This window comes from uncultured Arthrobacter sp. (assembly GCF_964021775.1).
GTDB lineage: Bacteria > Actinomycetota > Actinomycetes > Actinomycetales > Micrococcaceae > Arthrobacter.
This window is the reverse complement of record NZ_CAXHZI010000004.1, coordinates 139,001-153,296: the sequence shown is the minus strand read 5'-3', so window position 1 is coordinate 153,296 and position 14,296 is coordinate 139,001. Positions and strand designations below refer to the sequence as shown.

The window sequence follows — 14,296 nt, the reverse complement described above, 5'->3', positions numbered from 1 at the left end:
GGGGCCCCGGCGGGGTGGCGTGCGGCAGACACGGGCTGCCTCCTGTCAGGAGTAAAGTTGGGTTATGGTCATGACAGTACGCCCGGCCAACGTAAGGAGTCAAGATGGTATTTGCCCCTGACACGGAAGTTGCGCTGCGCTCGGTGGTCGGCCTGATCAACACGGCGGCCAACGGGGCGGAGCAGCTATCGACTGTCGCTGAGCTGGACCGCTTCCTCGACGCCGAGGGCTTCAGCGGATCCCGGCGGCGGGACGCCGACGAACTGGCCAGCGTGCACCGGCTGCGCGCCGAGCTCGCGGCCCTGTGGCTGGCTGACGAGGCCACCGCGGTGGACACGGTCAACCGCCTGCTGCGCGAGGCGAAGGCCCTCCCGCAGCTGACCAAACATGACGGCTGGGACTGGCACCTGCACGCCACCACCCCCGAGGCGCCGCTGGCCGACCGGATGAGCACCGAGGCCGCCATGGCCCTGGTGGACGTCATCCGCAGCAAGGAAATGGACCGGATGCTGGTCTGCGCCGCGGACGACTGCGACGCCGTCGTGCTGGACCTCAGCCGGAACCGGTCCAAGCGCTACTGCGACACCGGTAACTGCGCCAACCGCGCGCACGTGGCGGCGTACCGGGCCCGGAAAGCGGCGTCTTAACGGACGGACTAGAGGACGTCGCCGCGCTCTTCGCGGCCCTCACCGCGGGACTCAGAGCCGGGGACCGGCGGCGCCGCGTGGCCGCCATGGGACGACGGCGACTTGGAGCTCAGGTTGATGCCGGAGCCTTTGCCGAGGTGCTCGGCGTTGTCCTTGTAGCTCATCGAGAGCATGGCCGCGATGACCAGCGTGACGATGAAGGCGATGCCTGCGCCGGTAAAGGCCAGATCGAAGCGCGGCGTTTTGGCGCTGCCGCCGGACGCGAAGATCAGGACGGCGACGAAGGCCAGCACTGCCCAGAACGCGGAGAACATGAGCGGCCCCTTGACCGAGGTCCGCAGGCTGCGGCGTTCTCCTGATTTCTGCTCTGCCAAGGTGCTTTCCTCCTGCCGCCAGCGCCGGGCAGGCGTGGCAGTCGTGATACCGCGGTTGTTCTACGCCGGGTAGAACCTGTCGCTACTAGTTTACGGCCTCGGCGGAAACGTCCCGCGCATCGTGCCGCAGGGTCAGCCCGGCCAGGGCCCAGAGCACACCGCCGAGGATCGCGCCGCCGCCCGCGACGCCGAGCAGCGCATGCGGGCCGAGGTCAATGAAAAATGGCAGCGCCGCCGCGGTACCGAGGCCGATCACGCCGGAGGCGATCCAGTCCCGCGCCAGGACGGAGCGGCGCCGGGTGGCCAGGCCCAGGTAGAGCTCCGCTGCGCCTGCGAGGCCCAGGCCGAGGGCTCCGATGATCCCAAACACTAGATTGCCGGCGAGCAGGCCGAGGGCCGCGCCGGTTCCCACCAGGACTGCCCCCGCGGCCGAGAGGGCTTTGGCGGTCCGGTCCCCGTGCCGCAGGCCGGTCTTTTTGACGCTCCAGATCAGCACCAGGCCGGTGGCCAGCAGGTAGATTCCGCCAGCCCAGCCCATACCGGCGACGGGCGGCGCCGCCCAGAAGACCGTCAGGGCGCCGAACGCCAGCGCGATGACGGCGCGGAGCAGCACCGGCTTCCAGAGGTCCGTGGCAGCGGGCAGGGCAGTAGGGGCGTGGGGGTCCGCGGGGTGAGTCACCCGCCCAGTTTAGTGCGTGCCGGTTCCGGGCGGCGTCAGCGGTCGCCGAGCAGCATCCACCGGTCCGTGCGTGCCCGCAGGCCCAGCGTGATGGCCCGCGCGCTCATGTAGCCCAGCGAAAAGGCCGCCCAGAGCCAGAGCAGCGCCGCGCCGCCGTCGGCCCCGGCCAGCCCTACCACCAGCAGCAGCGGAAGGTAGGCGGCGAGATTGACGACGCCGGCAATCGCGAGGTAGCGCGCGTCGCCGGCGCCGATCAGCACCCCGTCGAGAACGAAGACGTAGCCCGCGATGGGCTGCCCGGCGGCCAGCATCCACAGGGCGAGCGTGAGCGCGGACCGGACCCCGGCGTCGGAGGTGAACAGCAGCCCGGCCCACGGCGCGACGGCGGCGAGCAGGATCCCGGTCAGCACTCCGAAGCCGAGGCCCCAGCGGATCATGGTCCTGGTGAGCCCCCGCGCCGCCGCCGGGTTCGAGGCGCCAAGTTCCTTGCCGATCAGGGCCTGGGCGGCGATCGCGAGGGCGTCGAGGGCGAAGGCCAGGAAGGTGAAGACGGTCATCGCCAGCTGGTGGGCGGCCAGGTTGACCGGGCCCTGGGCGGTGGCCACCAGCACCGTGGCGAGGATCGCGATGCGCAGGCTGAGCGTGCGCAGCATCAGCCACGAACCGACCCCGGCCAGGGACCGGATACCGCGCCAGTCCGGGAGCAGCGACACCCCCTGGTTGCGCGCATTGCGCTGCACCATCACCACGTAGACCAGTGCCATGGCCCACTGGGCGATGCTGGTGCCCAGGGCGGATCCCGTGACGGAGAGCCGGAGTCCGTAGACGAGGAAGAGGTTGAGCACGATATTGACGGTGAATCCGGCGGCGGCCACGGCCAGCGGGGTCCGGGTGTCCTGCAGCCCCCGGAGCACCCCGGTGCCGGCGAAGATCAGCAGCATGGCCACCAGGCCGGGCATGGACCAGCGCAGGTATTCCACGGCGAAGTCACGCACCTCGCCGCGGGCGCCCATCAGGCCCAGCAGCGGCTCGGCGGCCAGGAATCCGGCCACTGCCAGGACAACGCCCAGCAGCAGCGCGAGCCAGACACCGTCGCGGCCGGCCGCCAGCGCCCTGGGCAGCTGGCCGTTACCGATCGCGCGTGCCACGGCGGGGGTTGTGGAGTAGGCCAGGAACACCATCAGGCCCACCGCGGTGTGCAGCACCGCTGAGGCCAGTCCGACGCCGGCGAGCTGGGCCACCCCGAGATGCCCCACAATCGCGGAGTCCGCCAGCAGGAAGAGCGGCTCCGCGATCAACGCACCGAAAGCGGGCACCGCGAGGCGGAGGATTTCCCGACGCCGGTGTGCCGGGGACGGGGGTGCTGCGGGGGTCGGGGTGGAGGCTGGCACGGCACCACCCTAGCGGCAGTTCTGACGCACAGCTTCGCATTGGTTGACTTCTCAACCACTTCGTCGGCTCCCAGCAGCGCGCGACGGCGGGCGGTCACCTTCGGGTGGCCGCCCGCTGTGGTCGGCGGGCCGCCCGCCGTGGTCTCTGTGGCGGCGGCTGCCGGGAATGTGTCGTCCGCCCGCGACGCTTCGGCAGCCCCTCAGTACACTCACATCCATGACTGAGACTTCCGCCAATGCCGTCACCCTGCGTTTCCTGGCCGCCCCCATGGACGTCGGCCACAGCGGCTCGGTGGACGCCGGAACGGTGCTGGAATGGGTGGACAAGGCGGCCTATGCCGCCGCCGTGGGCTGGGCGAAGTCGTATTGTGTGACCGCCTATGTGGGGAACATCCACTTCGCGGATCCGGTCAACAGCGGCGACATGGTGGAAGTCACGGCCACCATTGTTTACACCGGCAGGTCCTCGATGCACATCCGCACCGTGGTGTCCTCCGGCGATCCGAAGGGAGGCCCGGCCACCATGCGCAGCCAGTGCATGGTGATTTTCGTGGCGGTCGGCGAGGACGGAAAACCGATTCCGGTGCCGCAGTGGGTCCCGGCAACGCCGGAGGAAATCGAGCAGCGCGAGCACGCGCTGGCGCGGATCAAGGTCCGCGAAGACATCGTCCAGGCCATGAGCGGCCAGGAATACACCGACGCCGGGACCGCCGAGCGCGTCACGCTGCGGTTCATGGCCGCCCCCACGGACGTGAACTGGGGCGGCAAGGTGCACGGCGGAATCGTCATGAAGTGGATCGACGAGGCCGCCTACGTCTGCGCTTCGCGCTGCTGCGGCATGGACACGGTGGCGGTCTTCTCCGGCGGCGTGCGGTTCTACCGGCCGTTGCTGATCGGCCACCTGGTGGAGGTGGAGGCCAGGCTGGTCTATACCGGGACGAAAGGCATGCACATTGCCGTCCACGTTCGCTCCGGCGACCCCAAGGGCCACGAACTGAACCTCACCACGTATTGCCTCACCGTCATGGTGGCCCGCGACGAAAGTGGCACCTCGGTTCCGGTCCCGGAGTGGGTCCCGGTGTCCGAGGAGGACAAGCGGCTGCACGCCCATGCTCGTGAGCTGCTCGAAATCCGCGGCCGGGCACCAGGAAACCGCTTGCCCAACCACCTGCTCTAGGAGCCGGGGGCGCGCTAGAAGCCGCCGCCGCCCGCATCGCCGGCCATGTTGGCGAAGCGGGAGTAGTGGCCTTGGAACGCGACCACAATGTCCTTGGTGGGGCCGTTACGGTGCTTCGCGATGAGGATGTCCGCCTCGCCGGCACGCGGGGACTCCTTGTCATAGACGTCCTCGCGGTGCAGCAGGATGACCATGTCGGCGTCCTGCTCGATGGAGCCGGACTCGCGGAGGTCCGAGACCATGGGGCGCTTGTCCTGGCGCTGCTCGGAGCCACGGTTCAGCTGCGAGAGCGCAATCACCGGGACCTGGAGTTCCTTGGCCAGCAGCTTCAGCGCGCGGGAGAATTCGGAGACCTCCTGCTGCCGCGATTCGACCTTCTTGCCCGAGCTCATGAGCTGCAGGTAGTCGAGGATGACCAGTTTGAGGTCGTGCTGTTGCTTCAGCCGCCGGCACTTGGCACGGATTTCCATCAGCGACATATTCGGGCTGTCATCGATGAACAGCGGGGCATCGTTCATCCGGCCCATGGTGGTGGCGATTTTGGACCACTGCTCGTCCTTGATGGTGCCCTTGCGAAGATCCTGCAGTCCGATGGTGGCCTCCGCTGACAGCAGGCGCATCGCTATCTCGTTGCGGCCCATTTCCAGCGAGAACATGACCGTGGCGAGGTTGTTCTTGATCGCGGCCGACCGGGCGAAGTCCAGCGCAAAGGTGGACTTGCCGACGGCGGGGCGGGCCGCAATGACGATCATCTGGCCGGGGTGCAGCCCGTGGGTCAGTTCGTCGAGTTCGTAGAATCCGGTGGGAACGCCCACCATGCCCTCGCCGCGGTGCCCGGACGCCTCGATCTCGTCCACGGTGGATTCCATCACGTCCTTGAGGACGACGTAGTCCTCGGCGGTGCGGCGCTCGGCCACGGCGTAAACCTCGGCCTGCGCCTGGTTGACCAGGTCCTCCACCTCGCCGTCCTGCCCGTAGCCGAGCTGGACGATCTTGGTTCCGGCGTTGACCAGCCGGCGCAGGACGGCCCGTTCGGCCACGATTTCGGCGTAGTAGCCGGCGTTTGCGGCGGTGGGTACGGTCTGGATCAGCTCGTGAAGGTAGGCCGGGCCGCCGATCCGGTTAATTTCGCCGCGCTTGGTCAGCTCGTCCGAGACGGTGACGGCGTCGGCGGGCTCGCCCCGCCCGTAGAGGTCAATGATGGCTTCATAGATGGTCTCGTGCGCCGGGCGGTAGAAGTCCTGGCCGCGGAGAATCTCCACGACGTCGGCAATGGCATCCTTGGACAGCATCATGCCGCCCAGCACGGACTGCTCGGCAGGAATGTCCTGCGGCGGTTTGCGGCTGCCTTCGGATCCCCGGGTGCCCTCGATCGAGTCCAGATGAGTAACTGACAAAACTGCCGTCCTTCATAGTGTGCCGGCGCAACAGTCGCCGCCGGCGCTTAAGCCATGTGTTGTGTTGCCCCGCGTGCGGGCGTGCCCCGCCTCTCCGAGTACCGTCCCGTCGGCCGGGCAGGCAGCCACGGTTAGTTCCTATCACCCGGCTCCGACAGTTTTTCCGGCTGCCCGAAAGCGGCGCGTCCCCAGCAGCCGTTTCCGTCCGCCCGTCGGGGTTGCGTCTCCGGCCCTGTGCACCGCGGCGCCGGGTCGCTTACCCGGCCGCGGACGACCCTGGAACCCGCCTCGCGGCACCGTGGTCGATGGCGTGGATTTGGTGCCGTCAACCTGGTCTCCCGCTACGTTATCCCCCGATTCGGCAGGCACCAACCCGGCTAGCCGACGGTCCTGTGGATAACTTGTGGACTAGTTACCCCTGCTTGTGCACAGCCTGTGGGAACGCCTGTGGATAGTAAAATTCTTCTGCACGGAATCCCGCTCTGACGTGCGGAAACATTGATATTTACCTGTGGACGGAAAACTTTTTTAGGCAAGCTTCATCCACAGCTTGCATCCGGCGACTGGGGATAGCGCCCGGGTTGCCGGGGCACAGCCCGGGCCAAATATGCGAATTTTGTGATGTGCATCACCGGAGTGCCGCGAAATTGACCGCCCCGGCCGTGGCTTGTATGCAGGGCCCAGAATATGGTGTGGATAACTGCCTATCTGGCATAAGCTTTGGCCATGGGCGATGTACTGATAGTCATACTGCCTGCCCTCATCCTCGCGGGAGTGCTGTGGGCAGTCTCTGCGGCCCTGAAACCCCGCAATTTTGGCATCTCCGACGCGGAGCGTTACCAGATGGATCTGGCCCTGCGCTCCCGGGCGCACTACGAGGCCCAGGTGAAGGCCGCAACGGCCGCCCGCGCCCGCGTGGACGCCGCGACCCGCCCGAGCCAGAACGAGCAGCAGCAGTCGCAGCAGGCGGAGCATGCCCGGCAGGCCGGGCGCCGCGGGGATGGCTCCTTTAGCGGCCAGCCAGGCTATCCGGCCGCGGTGCTTCCCGGCGGCCAGTTGAGCCCCGGGTTCACGCTGCAGCTCCAGGCCCTGGCCCGTTCCGGCCATAAGGATCCAGGCCGTCAGACTGCTGCGCCAAGCCACCCGAACAGACCTTTTGACCGCCAAGAATTACGTAGATCGGCTGTAGTCCATGGAAGCCCTGCTAGTCCCCGTCCTGATCCTCGTGCTCGTTGGTGTCGTCGTCGTCCTGGCCGCGCGCGCCCTGGGGCGGCGCCGGCCGCGGAGCCCGCAGGAGGAACCCGCGCAGCCCGCCCGCAGTTCCGCGGAGCTGGCGCGTGCCGCGGCTGCGAAGCTGGACCAGGAGCAGCACCGCCGTCTCTACGCCCTGATCGCGCAGGGCCAGGCGATGGCCGCCATCAAGCTGTACCTGGAAGCCACCGGCGAGGGCCTCCGCGCCTCCCGGGACGCGGTGGGGGCCTTGGCGGCCCACCCGCAGCCCTACCGGCCCAAACCGGCGCCCGAGCAGCCCGCCCACGACGACGATGACGACACCCCGCAGCGCTTTCCGTACCGCTACCGGGCGATCGCCAGCAAGGGCGAGGTCACGCGCGAGGTCAGCAGCAATATGCTCAACGACGAAATTTACGGCCGGATCCGCACCCTGGCCAGAAGTGGCGACACCGAGGCGGCCGCGGCCGCGCTGACAAGGCACTCGGACATCTCCCTGAAGCAGGCGCAGGAGTTCATCGCCCTGCTCGAGGACTGACGCCCGGAGTCCGGAACCGGCTGCCCTAGAAGTCGAACAGCTCCCCCAGCCAGCCTTCCTTCTTCTTGGGCCTCCGGCGGTCGTCGTAGCGGGGCTGGTCGTAGCGCGGCCGGTCGCGGCGCTCGTCGTAGCGGCGGTCATCGAAGCGCCGGTCGTCCGGACGGCGGTCATCACGCCGCGGGTCCGGATTGTAGAGCGGCGGCGGGATGTGTCCCGGCGCGGTCGGCGCGGCGGCGGCGCCGGACGCCGCGGGGGCCGCCGGGGCGGCGCCGCCGAAGCCGTCCGCGGCTCGGTCGATGATCTTGTCAAGCTCGCCGCGGTCCAGCCACACGCCGCGGCACTGCGGGCAATAGTCAATCTCCACGCCGCTTCGTTCGCTCATTACCAGGTCTACGGAATCCACAGGACATTTCATGTCCCGAACAACGAACCAGGGGCCGGAATAGTTCAGCCGCTGCGGAGCCGGCCCCGGATACCCCGCCGGCCCGGGCTAGTTGCCTCCGGAGATTCCGGCCAGCAGCTGCTCGAACGGCAGCGACTCCAGCGCGGCCTGCTGCGGCCGCGGCTGTGCGCCGTCGAGCAGCCGGGCGAACTCCTCCGCCGCCCGTTCAATTCGGGACGAGAGCGGCGAGCCGCCGTCGCCGGTGGTTCCCCAGTCCTGCGGGCCAGCAAAGACGCCGGTTGCCGCGGTCCGGGTGCGGAGGTAGCTAAAGAGCGGCCGCATCGCATAGTCAAGCACCATCTGGTGCCGGTCGGTCCCGCCCGTGGCGCCGAGCAGGACCGCCTTGCCGTCCAGCGACTTGGGGTCCAGCACGTCGATGAATGACTTGAACAAGCCGCTGTAGGACGCACTGAAGACCGGGCTGACGGCGATGATGCCGTCCGAGGCCTCGACCCCGGCGATCACCTCGGCCAACCGCGCGGCGGCGTAGCCGGTGACGAAGTTGTTGGCGATCTCAACGGCCAGATCGCGCAGCTCGACGACGTCGACGCTCACGGCGTAGCCGGCCGCGGCGAGCTGGCGTTCGGCGGATGCCGCCAGCTGGTCCGCGAGCAGGCGGCTCGACGACGGGACGCCGAGTCCGGCGGAGAGAACGGTAATGCGGCGGCTTTCCACGGTGTGCTCCTGTAGCTGTTCCACGGTTCGGGTAACTGTATGCATTTGCATCTACCTGTAGAAGCAGCGGCCGCCCGTCTTTATTCCCCGCCGCGCCGGATTCGGCGGCGGCCGGGCCACTCAGAGCAGGACGAATCCCTCAATGCAGCTCACCGACTGCCCGCCGACCCAGATGTCCCCGTCCGACGCCTCGATGTTGACCCGGCCGGCCCGGCCCAGGACCGTGCCCTGGGCCGCGAGGTAGGACCCGGGGGCGCGGCCGGTGCCGATCAGCCACTGGGCTGCCCCGGCGTTGAAGCTTCCGGTGACGGGGTCTTCCGCGGCGGCGTCCCCGGGGATGAACGTGCGCACCTCGAAACCTACGTCGGAACCGGCCGGGTGGGGGCCGATCACGCCCACCTTCAGTCCGGCCAGGGCCGCATAGTCGGGCCGGATGGCGAGCACCTGGGCTGCGGACTCCAGCAGCACTCCGATCCATTCCGGCCCGTTGACCAGCCAGGACGCGTCCAGAAGCGCCTCCTGCGGCAGGCCCAGGCCGGCTGCGATGCGGGCCAGATCCGGCGCGGCAACCGGTCCGGAGCGGGTCAGCGGCGGGGCGGCAAAGGCCAGGCGGCCGCCGTCGCGCTTCACCCGGACCAGACCGGCGGCGCATTCCTGGACCACAATCCCGTCCCGGGCCGGGATGCCGCCGGCCTCAAGCCAGGCGTGGGCCGAGCCGAGGGTGGGGTGGCCGGCGAAGGGGAACTCCTCGCTGCCGGTGAAGATCCTGACCCGGTAGTCGGCGCCGGGGTCGGTGGGCGGCAGCAGGAATGTCGTTTCCGCGAGGTTGGTCCAGTTGGCGAACTGCTGCATGACGGCGGCGTCGAGCCCCTCGGCGTCGAGGACAACGGCCAGCGGATTCCCGCGGTAGGCCTCGGCGGAAAAGACGTCCACCTGGGCGAAGGGGCGAAGACGGGGTGCAGTCATTGGGGTCACTGCCGCAGGCTATCACCGGCACCGGCCCGCGTCGGGCTCCCGGCGCGGCTGACGGCGCGACCGGAAACTGTCAGAATGCCCCTATGGCTGAAAACAAGACCCAGGCAACGGGCGCCTCCGTGGACGAGTTTCTCGATTCCGTCGGGCACCCCGTGCGGCGCGGGGACGGGTTACGCCTTTTGGCGCTGATGTCCCGGATCACCGGCCAGCCCGCGGAAATGTGGGGGCCGACCATTGTGGGCTTCGGCCGCTACCACTACCGGTACGCCAGCGGCCGCGAGGGCGACGCCCCCGCCGTCGGGTTTTCGCCCCGGAAGTCCAGCCTCTCGCTCTACAACCTTACCTACGGGCCGGGCGCCGCCGAACTGCTCGGCCGTCTCGGGAAACACAAGACGGGCGCCGGGTGCCTGTACATCAACAAGCTCGCTGACATCGACGAATCCGTGCTGTCGGAGCTCATCCGGCGGAGCTATGCCCACGTCACCACCGTGCTGCACCAGGACTGAGGACAGCTGGGGAGGGCAACGCAAGGTATTGAAGTTAACGCGGAAGGCCCCCGCGTCCGGGCTCCCGAGGGAATCCGGAGGCAGGGGCCTCCCATGCAGTTCAGTCAGTCGTAAAGACTACTTGCCTGCAACTACGTCGAGCTCGATCACAGCGGAAACGTCGTCGTGCAGACGGACGTTGGCCTGGTAGGAACCGGTCGACTTGATGTGAGCCGGCAGTTCAACCTTGCGCTTGTCGATGCGGCCGAGGCCGGCGGCTTCAACAGCGTCCGCCACGTCGGCCTGCTTGACGGTGCCGAACAGGCGTCCGGTCTCGCCAGCCTTGACAACGAGCTTGACCGGCTTGGCCTGCAGTGCTGCGGCCTGCTTCTGAGCATCTTCCAGGGAAGCGTGCTCGCGGGCGGCGCGGGCGGCCTTGATGGACTCAACCTGCTTCTCGCCACCCTTGGACCAGGTCAGGGCGAAGTTGCGGGGCAGCAGGTAGTTACGTGCGTAACCGTCCTTGACCTCGACAACGTCGCCAGCAGCACCGAGACCGGTTACTTCGTGGGTCAGAATGAGCTTTGCCATGTTAGTTAATCCCTTCCTTAGCCGCGGCCAGCGCCGGAGTAAGGCAGCAGAGCAACTTCGCGGGCGTTCTTGATTGCCTGTGCGATCTTGCGCTGTTCCTGCACCGTGACGCCGGTGACGCGACGGGCGCGGATCTTTCCGCGGTCGGAGATGAACTTGCGCAGCAATGCTACGTCCTTGTAGTCGATGACAGTGATGTCAGCGGCCTTCAAGGGGTTGGACTTTGGTTTGGGCTTACGGAGTTCAGCCTTAGCCATCGTGGAGCTCCTATTCGATGGAGCCCGTGGATATTGATCCACGGGATGGTGGTGATCCGCCGGCGGTCGCCGCGCGGCTGCCCGAGGGCGGCCCAGCGGGTCCCGATGTCGGACCTTAGATGTTGTTTAGAAGGGAGGTTCGGAATCCGGGCCGTTGCCCCAGCCGCCTGCATTGCTGACCCCGGGCGTTGCCCAGGGATCGTCCTGCGCTGCCGGCTGGTTGCCGCCCCAGTTTCCGCCGGAGTTTCCGCCGCCCTGGTTTCCACCAGAGTTGCCACCGAAACCGCCGCTGTTGCCGCCGCCGAAGCCACCCTGTCCGCCGGAGCGCTGGGTGCGGTTGACCTTGGCGTTGGCGTAGCGCAGGCTGGGGCCGATCTCGTCGACCTCAAGCTCGATAACGGTGCGCTTCTCGCCTTCCTTGGTTTCGTAGGAACGGCTCTTCAGGCGGCCGGAAACGATCACGCGCATGCCCTTGGTGAGGGACTCGGCGACGTTCTCGGCTGCTTCGCGCCACACCGATGCGCGGAGGAACAGGGTTTCCCCGTCCTTCCACTCATTGGACTGGCGGTCGAAAGTGCGGGGCGTAGAAGCGATGGTGAAGTTCGCTACTGCCGAACCTGACGGTGTGAACCTCAGTTCGGGGTCATTGGTGAGATTACCGATGACCGTAATAGTGGTTTCGCCTGCCATCTACTGCCTCCTGGTTCGTTCCTGCGGGGTTAAAGATTGAAGGGTGGGGCTGAATTACTCAGCAACGACCTTCTGCTCTTCGGGGCGGGTGATCTTGGTGCGCATGATGGTCTCGTTGAGACTCAGCTGGCGGTCAAGTTCCTTGGCGGTAGCCGGCTCAGCGGTGAAGTTCACCACGGCGTAGATACCTTCGGACTTCTTCTGGATTTCGTAAGCCAGGCGACGACGGCCCCAGATGTCAACCTTTTCGATGGTTCCACCATCGGTCGTGATGACGTTCAGGAACTTCTGAAGCGTTGGCTCAACGGTACGCTCTTCGACCTCGGGGTCGATGATTACCATCAATTCGTAAGGACGCATATGTGAACCCACCTCCTTTGGGCTAAGCGGTTACGGCATTTCCGTAACAGGAGGTTCATTTGCGGTGCTTGTGCGGTGCATCACCCCCGGAACGGAGGCAGGGCGCAGCACAGACTTCAATAGCTTAGTGCATCCGGGCCGGTTTCAGCGACTTCTTCCACCGCCACCCTAGGCCCCGGGCACCGTCTGCGGAAGCGTTCCGGCCGGACTGTGGATAACCGGACAGCCGCCTGTGCCATGATCGGGGAATGAGCACCGGTTCCCCGTCACGTTCCGCGGCGTCCCCCGTCCACCGCAGCCGGCTGCGGTTCGCGGTGATGCTGCTGGCGGGCCTGTTTGCAGCCGGGGCATCAGGGTTCACCGGACACTGGGTGGAAGCTCCGGCCGTGGGCTGGAGCAGCGCAGCCCTGACGTACGTACTGTGGGTGTGGATCGTGATCGGCCCCCTGAACGCTGCACAAACGCGGGCGCACGCCACGTCCGAGGATCCGTCCCGCAGCGTCACGGATCTGATGATCCTCGCCGCCAACATCGCCAGCCTGGCTGCCGTGGCCGCCGTCGTACTGGACTCGCACAGCAACAACGGCGGCTCCCGCCTCGGCGGCGGGCTACTGGCGCTGACGTCCGTCGCGCTGTCCTGGATGCTGGTGCAGACGCTCTTCACCGTGCGCTACGCCGGGCTTTACTACAGCACGGCGCCCAGGGCCGGCGCGGCGGTGGGCGGCATCGACTTCAATCAGGATGAACCACCGCAGTACACCGACTTCGCCTACCTCAGCACCAGCCTGGGGATGACCTACCAGGTGTCGGACACCGCACTGAAAAACCACGCGATCCGGGCCGAGGCGCTCAAGCACAGCCTGCTGTCCTACCTGTTCGGCACCGTGATCCTGGCCGCCACGATCAACCTTGTGATCGGGCTGGCCGGGTCCTAGGAACCTTCCGGGGGAAGTGCCGGGCAGGTTACTGGGCGGCGGTGCGGAAGAACAGTTCGGTGACCACCGCCAGCCGGTGCGGGTCCTCGACGCCGCAGAGCTCGCGGGCCGAGTGCATCGACAGCAGAGGGACGCCGACGTCGACCGTCCTGATCCCCAGCCGGGTGGCGGTCAGCGGGCCGATCGTGGAGCCGCAGGGCATCACGTTGTTGGAGACAAATTCCTGGTACGGAATCCCCGCGTCGGTGCAGAGCCTGGCCCAGAGTGCCGCCCCGGCGGCGTCAGTGGCGTAGCGCTGGTTGGCGTTGATCTTCAGCAGCGGCCCGCCGTTCAGGGCCGGCCGGTTGGCCGGGTCGTGGCGCTCGGCATAGTTGGGGTGCACGGCGTGGCCGGCGTCGGCGGAAACACAGAACGACGCCGCAAACGCCTGCCGCCGCTGGCTCGCCGTCGCGCCGAGCCCGTCGGAGACGCGGACCAGAATGTCCTCAAGGACCGGGCCGCAGGCACCCGAGCGCGAGGCGGATCCGATTTCCTCGTGGTCGAAGGCCGCCAGCACGGCGATCGGCCCCTCCGCCGGTACCTCTCCGGCGGCGTGCGCGATCAGCGCGGCGAGGCCGGCGTGCGTGGCGGAGAGGTTGTCCAGGCGTCCGGAGGCGAAGAATTCACCCTCGGCACCGAAGACGGCCGGCGCCTGCGTATCCGCGATCACAACGTCGTAGCCGCCGATCTGCGCCGGATCCACCGCGGCGCCGGGCACCCGCTCCGCGAGCAGGCCCAAGAGGTCCGCGCCGGCCGGGTCGCCGAGGCCAAAGACCGGGTTCATGTGCTGCTGCTTGTCCAGGGCCAGGCCGTCGTTCACGGCGCGGTCCAGGTGGATCGCCAGCTGCGGGAAGCGCAGCAGCGGACCGGTGGCCGTCAGGTGCTCGGTGCCGTCCAGCATCACGAGGCGCCCGGCGAGTTGCAGTTCACGGTCCAGCCAGGAGTTGAGCAGCGGCCCGCCGTAAACCTCGACGCCTGCCTGCAGCCAGCCGAACTTGCCGGTGGTGGGCTTGGGTTTGAGCTTGAACGACGGCGAGTCGGTGTGCGCGCCGAGGATGTTGAAGCCGGTGGTGGGGCCGGCCCCGCGCGGCGTCACCCAGGCGATGAGGGCGCCGTCACGGATCACGTAGAACTTGCCGGCGGAACCCTCGGCTGCGGTGGAGGTTGCGGCGCCGCGCCAGGGCTGCAGCTCGTCGAGCCCGGTGAACCCCGCTTCGTCCAGCCTCCGGGCGGCCTCGTGGACGGCGTGGAAGCTCGACGGCGACGCGCTGACATACGCGCCAAGGTCCCGGATGTGGTCTGCGGCAGTGGCGGAGGAAGGCATGGCTCCGAGTCTAGCGCCGCGGTTGCACCCAGGCGCCCCACCGGACATGCCCTCCGCTGGCGACGGCGCTTGGGCATAGTGGCACTTATG

17 protein-coding genes are annotated in these 14,296 nt (G+C 67.9%); 5 read left to right on the top strand and 12 right to left on the bottom strand.

Annotated elements, in window-relative coordinates; translation table 11 throughout:
• Positions 1 to 104 precede the first annotated feature (104 nt).
• Positions 105 to 647 carry a CGNR zinc finger domain-containing protein gene (locus tag ABIN76_RS05900; protein WP_346958785.1) on the top strand — a complete coding sequence of 181 codons (543 nt, stop codon included), beginning with the start codon at positions 105 to 107 and terminating at the stop codon, positions 645 to 647.
• 8 nt (positions 648 to 655) lie between these two features.
• On the opposite strand, the gene ABIN76_RS05895 is transcribed toward ABIN76_RS05900, so the two are convergent.
• From ABIN76_RS05895 to ABIN76_RS05885, 3 genes are all read right to left on the bottom strand, one after another.
• On the bottom strand, positions 656 to 1,021 hold the full coding sequence (locus tag ABIN76_RS05895) for a hypothetical protein (RefSeq protein WP_346958784.1): 366 nt from the start codon (positions 1,019 to 1,021) through the stop codon (positions 656 to 658).
• An 85-nt stretch (positions 1,022 to 1,106) separates the two neighbouring features.
• The gene (locus ABIN76_RS05890) at positions 1,107 to 1,700 is read right to left on the bottom strand and encodes a hypothetical protein (RefSeq protein ID WP_346958783.1); all 594 of its coding nucleotides are present in this window, start codon (positions 1,698 to 1,700) and stop codon (positions 1,107 to 1,109) included.
• A 35-nt stretch (positions 1,701 to 1,735) separates the two neighbouring features.
• Complete coding sequence (locus ABIN76_RS05885) at positions 1,736 to 3,091, bottom strand: MATE family efflux transporter (protein WP_346958782.1); 1,356 nt, start codon at positions 3,089 to 3,091, stop codon at positions 1,736 to 1,738.
• A gap of 217 nt (positions 3,092 to 3,308) precedes the next feature.
• On the opposite strand from ABIN76_RS05885, the gene ABIN76_RS05880 reads away from it, so the two are divergent.
• On the top strand, positions 3,309 to 4,268 hold the full coding sequence (locus ABIN76_RS05880) for a hotdog domain-containing protein (RefSeq protein ID WP_346958781.1): 960 nt from the start codon (positions 3,309 to 3,311) through the stop codon (positions 4,266 to 4,268).
• A gap of 14 nt (positions 4,269 to 4,282) precedes the next feature.
• On the opposite strand, the gene dnaB is transcribed toward ABIN76_RS05880, so the two are convergent.
• Positions 4,283 to 5,665, bottom strand: a complete 1,383-nt coding sequence (gene dnaB, locus ABIN76_RS05875; protein ID WP_346958780.1) for a replicative DNA helicase — start codon at positions 5,663 to 5,665, stop codon at positions 4,283 to 4,285.
• A 1,192-nt stretch (positions 5,666 to 6,857) separates the two neighbouring features.
• On the opposite strand from dnaB, the gene ABIN76_RS05870 reads away from it, so the two are divergent.
• Positions 6,858 to 7,433, top strand: a complete 576-nt coding sequence (locus tag ABIN76_RS05870) for a hypothetical protein (RefSeq protein WP_346958779.1) — start codon at positions 6,858 to 6,860, stop codon at positions 7,431 to 7,433.
• A gap of 25 nt (positions 7,434 to 7,458) precedes the next feature.
• On the opposite strand, the gene ABIN76_RS05865 is transcribed toward ABIN76_RS05870, so the two are convergent.
• The 3 genes from ABIN76_RS05865 to ABIN76_RS05855 form a co-directional block, all read right to left on the bottom strand.
• Positions 7,459 to 7,848 (bottom strand): zf-TFIIB domain-containing protein, encoded by a 390-nt coding sequence (locus tag ABIN76_RS05865; RefSeq protein WP_346958778.1) that lies wholly within the window; start codon positions 7,846 to 7,848, stop codon positions 7,459 to 7,461.
• Positions 7,849 to 7,923: 75 nt separating this feature from the next.
• Positions 7,924 to 8,550 (bottom strand): FMN reductase, encoded by a 627-nt coding sequence (locus ABIN76_RS05860; RefSeq protein WP_346958926.1) that lies wholly within the window; start codon positions 8,548 to 8,550, stop codon positions 7,924 to 7,926.
• Positions 8,551 to 8,670: 120 nt separating this feature from the next.
• Positions 8,671 to 9,516, bottom strand: coding sequence for a PhzF family phenazine biosynthesis protein (locus tag ABIN76_RS05855; protein ID WP_346958925.1), 846 nt, complete (start codon positions 9,514 to 9,516; stop codon positions 8,671 to 8,673).
• A 92-nt stretch (positions 9,517 to 9,608) separates the two neighbouring features.
• Here ABIN76_RS05855 and ABIN76_RS05850 point away from each other — a divergent pair, with 92 nt between their 5' ends.
• A complete protein-coding gene (locus ABIN76_RS05850) occupies positions 9,609 to 10,031 on the top strand; it encodes a DUF1801 domain-containing protein (RefSeq protein ID WP_346958777.1) in 423 nt (140 codons plus the stop codon).
• Positions 10,032 to 10,148: 117 nt separating this feature from the next.
• Here ABIN76_RS05850 and rplI read toward each other — a convergent pair whose 3' ends face one another.
• From rplI to rpsF, 4 genes are all read right to left on the bottom strand, one after another.
• On the bottom strand, positions 10,149 to 10,601 hold the full coding sequence (gene rplI / locus ABIN76_RS05845) for a 50S ribosomal protein L9 (protein WP_175323062.1): 453 nt from the start codon (positions 10,599 to 10,601) through the stop codon (positions 10,149 to 10,151).
• A gap of 17 nt (positions 10,602 to 10,618) precedes the next feature.
• Positions 10,619 to 10,858: a 30S ribosomal protein S18 gene (gene rpsR, locus ABIN76_RS05840; RefSeq protein WP_003800144.1), complete on the bottom strand. Its 240-nt coding sequence runs from the start codon at positions 10,856 to 10,858 to the stop codon at positions 10,619 to 10,621.
• A 126-nt stretch (positions 10,859 to 10,984) separates the two neighbouring features.
• Entirely contained in the window at positions 10,985 to 11,548 is a 564-nt protein-coding gene (locus tag ABIN76_RS05835; RefSeq protein WP_346958776.1) for a single-stranded DNA-binding protein, read from the bottom strand.
• A 54-nt stretch (positions 11,549 to 11,602) separates the two neighbouring features.
• The gene (gene rpsF / locus ABIN76_RS05830; RefSeq protein WP_056428835.1) at positions 11,603 to 11,908 is read right to left on the bottom strand and encodes a 30S ribosomal protein S6; all 306 of its coding nucleotides are present in this window, start codon (positions 11,906 to 11,908) and stop codon (positions 11,603 to 11,605) included.
• 248 nt (positions 11,909 to 12,156) lie between these two features.
• Here rpsF and ABIN76_RS05825 point away from each other — a divergent pair, with 248 nt between their 5' ends.
• Entirely contained in the window at positions 12,157 to 12,843 is a 687-nt protein-coding gene (locus ABIN76_RS05825) for a DUF1345 domain-containing protein (protein ID WP_346958775.1), read from the top strand.
• A 28-nt stretch (positions 12,844 to 12,871) separates the two neighbouring features.
• Here ABIN76_RS05825 and ABIN76_RS05820 read toward each other — a convergent pair whose 3' ends face one another.
• A complete protein-coding gene (locus tag ABIN76_RS05820) occupies positions 12,872 to 14,206 on the bottom strand; it encodes a M18 family aminopeptidase (RefSeq protein WP_346958774.1) in 1,335 nt (444 codons plus the stop codon).
• Positions 14,207 to 14,296 lie beyond the last annotated feature (90 nt).

What these genes read in the sequence shown, in the direction of transcription:
- ABIN76_RS05900 (WP_346958785.1), top strand. Translation starts at nt 105, where the DNA reads ATGGTATTTGCCCCTGACACGGAAGTTGCGCTGCGCTCGGTGGTCGGC.
- ABIN76_RS05880 (WP_346958781.1), top strand. Translation starts at nt 3,309, where the DNA reads ATGACTGAGACTTCCGCCAATGCCGTCACCCTGCGTTTCCTGGCCGCC.
- ABIN76_RS05870 (WP_346958779.1), top strand. Translation starts at nt 6,858, where the DNA reads ATGGAAGCCCTGCTAGTCCCCGTCCTGATCCTCGTGCTCGTTGGTGTC.
- ABIN76_RS05865 (WP_346958778.1), bottom strand. Translation starts at nt 7,848, where the DNA reads ATGAAATGTCCTGTGGATTCCGTAGACCTGGTAATGAGCGAACGAAGC.
- ABIN76_RS05855 (WP_346958925.1), bottom strand. Translation starts at nt 9,516, where the DNA reads ATGACTGCACCCCGTCTTCGCCCCTTCGCCCAGGTGGACGTCTTTTCC.
- ABIN76_RS05850 (WP_346958777.1), top strand. Translation starts at nt 9,609, where the DNA reads ATGGCTGAAAACAAGACCCAGGCAACGGGCGCCTCCGTGGACGAGTTT.
- rplI (WP_175323062.1), bottom strand. Translation starts at nt 10,601, where the DNA reads ATGGCAAAGCTCATTCTGACCCACGAAGTAACCGGTCTCGGTGCTGCT.
- rpsR (WP_003800144.1), bottom strand. Translation starts at nt 10,858, where the DNA reads ATGGCTAAGGCTGAACTCCGTAAGCCCAAACCAAAGTCCAACCCCTTG.
- ABIN76_RS05835 (WP_346958776.1), bottom strand. Translation starts at nt 11,548, where the DNA reads ATGGCAGGCGAAACCACTATTACGGTCATCGGTAATCTCACCAATGAC.
- rpsF (WP_056428835.1), bottom strand. Translation starts at nt 11,908, where the DNA reads ATGCGTCCTTACGAATTGATGGTAATCATCGACCCCGAGGTCGAAGAG.
- ABIN76_RS05825 (WP_346958775.1), top strand. Translation starts at nt 12,157, where the DNA reads ATGAGCACCGGTTCCCCGTCACGTTCCGCGGCGTCCCCCGTCCACCGC.
- ABIN76_RS05820 (WP_346958774.1), bottom strand. Translation starts at nt 14,206, where the DNA reads ATGCCTTCCTCCGCCACTGCCGCAGACCACATCCGGGACCTTGGCGCG.